Origin of the sequence: Streptomyces sp. NRRL WC-3549 (assembly GCF_000721935.1) — a bacterium.
Lineage (GTDB): Bacteria > Actinomycetota > Actinomycetes > Streptomycetales > Streptomycetaceae > Streptomyces.
The window spans coordinates 35,171-37,632 of the sequence record NZ_KL585430.1 but is presented as its reverse complement, the minus strand read 5'-3'; the positions used below and the strand labels follow the sequence as shown (position 1 = coordinate 37,632).

Here is a 2,462-nt window from a genome sequence, read left to right as displayed (position 1 = left end):
GGGGAGCCGTTCTCGGCGAGCTTCCGGCCGAGGCGGTCGAGGGTCGAGCGGGAGAGGACGTGGACGGCGCTGCTGTCGGCGTACCCCGAGGTGCCCGGGGTGCGGCCGCCGGTCACCCGGTCGTGCTCCGGTGGGACCCGGACCAGGCGGCTGCGGGCGCCGAGGACCTCCGAGAGCCATTCCGCCGCCGCGTCCCCCTGGTCGATGCCCCGGTACGCGGTCCCGAACAGGTCGACCGGGCGGCGGGCGCCCGAGGTGTCCACGGTCAGGGTCAGGGGGTCCGTGTCCGGGGCGTGGAGGGTGAGGCGGGCGCCGTCCTCGCCGACGGCCGGGCGGATGACGGCCAGCCGGGGGTCGCGGCGCTGGGTGCGGAAGACGCCGTCGTCACTGACCACCATGAAGCTGCGGTCGTGGGCCAGGCCGGCAGGGGTGACCGCCGCCTCCTGGGCCGCCACTCCGGCGCACCCCTTGACCGGGTAGTACGTCAACTCGGCTACGTGGGCCGCCATACCGCCCCCTCCCTCGCGTCGGAGCGAATCTAGTCGGTGGCCAGGACCGGGGGAACCGCCCCGGGCCCGGGGGGGTGTTCGCCGGGTCGGTGACCGCTCCGTCGCGGACGACACCGCCGTCGACCACGTGCCGGAGAACCACCGGCCCCGGGCACCGGCCGACGGGACTTCACCCACGGGGCTCCACCCACAGGACTTCACCCGCGGGGCTCCACCCACAGGACTTCACCCGCGGGACTTCGCCCTTCGAAGAACTCGATGAGGCCCGGTGCGAGTCTCCTGGGTGCCATCACCACCGCGCCGTGGTTGACGCCGCCGATCGTGCGGTGCTCCGCGTCGGGCAGCACCTGGGCGAGCGCCCGCGCGGCGCGCCGGATGCCCGCCGGGCTCCTCCCGCCGGTCAGTACGAGCGTCCGGGCTCTCGCGGCCGACCAGTCGTCGGCGATCAGCGGCCCGCCCCGCTGGGTGTCGCCCATCACGGCGATGTCGTAGGGCAGCGTGGGCGCGAGGGTCTTGAGGCCGGACCACACGCCGGGCAGCAGCCTCATCGACGCCACGACGAACCCGGGCATCCCCTGGGCCTTGGTCATGAACAGTTTCACCGCGTCGCCGCGCCGGTCCTCGGCGATCAGCGCGTCGATCCGCCGCGCGAAGCCCTCGGGCGGACCGGAGTCGTCGCCCTCGACCACGAACGGCGGTTCGTAGAGCGCCAGTCGGTGGATGTCCAGCCCCGCCACGGCGGCGCGCAGGGCGAGCACGGCACCGGAGGAGCTGCCGAACACCGAGGCCGGTCCCCCGGCGTGGCCGATCAGTGCCGCGATGTCGTCGATCTCCCGCTCGACCGCGTACTCCGTTCCGTCGCCGCTGGCCCCCCGGCCTCGACGGTCGTAGTTGATGACCGTGAAGTGCCCGGCCAGCAGAGCGGCGAGCTTGGCGGTGTCGGATCTGTCGGCCAGCGCCGAGGACACCAGGATCACGGCCGGTCCGGTACCGGACCGCTCGAACGCGATCTCGGTCCCGTCCTCGGAGACGACCGTGCCGTCCGCGGGGGACGCCTTCTCACTCGTTGCGGGCATGATGCTCAACTCCCGTTCGCACAACGGATCGTGTCGGGAACGGAAGACTGCGGCCGGTCGCGGAAGTCATCGGTCCCGGCGGCGGGGCCGCGCGACCTCCCGCAACGGGGCGGAGGTCGGCCCAGTGATGCCCCATCAGCCCGGCCGGCCAACAGGGCACCCACAGGCCCCGCACCGGCATCGCACCGGCTAACGTGACCTCCACGCCGCCCCGTTCGGGGTGCACACCCCGCGCGGAACGGGTACACAGCGCAGAGGGCAAGGAGATCGGGGAGAGCGATCATGGGCGAGTCTCTGAAGACCTTCGTCGGCGGGACCGAGGTCGACGTCCCCAACAGCATCCCGGCGATCCGCGCCGCGCTCCCCGAGGAGAGACGCGAGGAGTTCGACCAGGCGATCAACGAGGCCGGGGTGCACGAGATCCAGGCGGTCATGCGGCACTGGATGCTGGAGTCCGTCCCCGATCCCGAGGCCGAACGCATCCTGGACAGACTGGCCCAGGACGAGGCCGAGAGGCGGAGCGTGGCTTGAGCTTCCGTATCTCCTTCGCACCGCCCGCCGACGACACCCTGGCCAAGATGCGGAACGGCGACTCGTTCCGGCGTGAGATGGCGCGCACCCTGGGCCAGGACCCGTACGGACACGCCTCGACCGCGGTGAAACGCGAACGCGACCGGCGCGAGGCGACCGTGGCCGGGTCCATCGTCCTCTACTACGTCTCCGGGACCGTGCTGACGGTCACCGTCGTCCGGCTCGTCCCCCTGCCCTGAGCCACCGGCATCCCCCTGCGCCGGGCGACACGGAAGGGCACCGCCCCGAACGGGTTCAAGGCGGAGAGGCCCCGAGCCGGGGAACCGACCGGCCGGAGCCGCAGGCC

General features: G+C 73.0%; 4 protein-coding genes. 2 read left to right on the top strand and 2 right to left on the bottom strand.

Going from position 1 to position 2,462, the window contains the following annotated elements:
• The coding region (locus IH13_RS0130285) for an MOSC domain-containing protein (protein ID WP_031089277.1) at window positions 1–509 on the bottom strand (509 nt) is incomplete at its 3' end.
• A gap of 197 nt (window positions 510–706) precedes the next feature.
• Window positions 707–1,585: an alpha/beta fold hydrolase gene (locus IH13_RS0130280; protein ID WP_051835977.1), complete on the bottom strand. Its 879-nt coding sequence runs from the start codon at window positions 1,583–1,585 to the stop codon at window positions 707–709.
• A gap of 282 nt (window positions 1,586–1,867) precedes the next feature.
• Between IH13_RS0130280 and IH13_RS0130275 the strand changes: the two genes are divergently transcribed.
• On the top strand, window positions 1,868–2,116 hold the full coding sequence (locus IH13_RS0130275; RefSeq protein WP_031089275.1) for a hypothetical protein: 249 nt from the start codon (window positions 1,868–1,870) through the stop codon (window positions 2,114–2,116).
• Window positions 2,113–2,355, top strand: coding sequence for a hypothetical protein (locus tag IH13_RS0130270; RefSeq protein WP_031089274.1), 243 nt, complete (start codon window positions 2,113–2,115; stop codon window positions 2,353–2,355). Before IH13_RS0130275 ends, IH13_RS0130270 begins: the two co-directional genes overlap by 4 nt.
• Window positions 2,356–2,462 lie beyond the last annotated feature (107 nt).

Bases quoted from the DNA above. Each gene is read 5' to 3' on its own strand.
- IH13_RS0130280 (WP_051835977.1), bottom strand. From the start codon at position 1,585: ATGCCCGCAACGAGTGAGAAGGCGTCCCCCGCGGACGGCACGGTCGTC.
- IH13_RS0130275 (WP_031089275.1), top strand. From the start codon at position 1,868: ATGGGCGAGTCTCTGAAGACCTTCGTCGGCGGGACCGAGGTCGACGTC.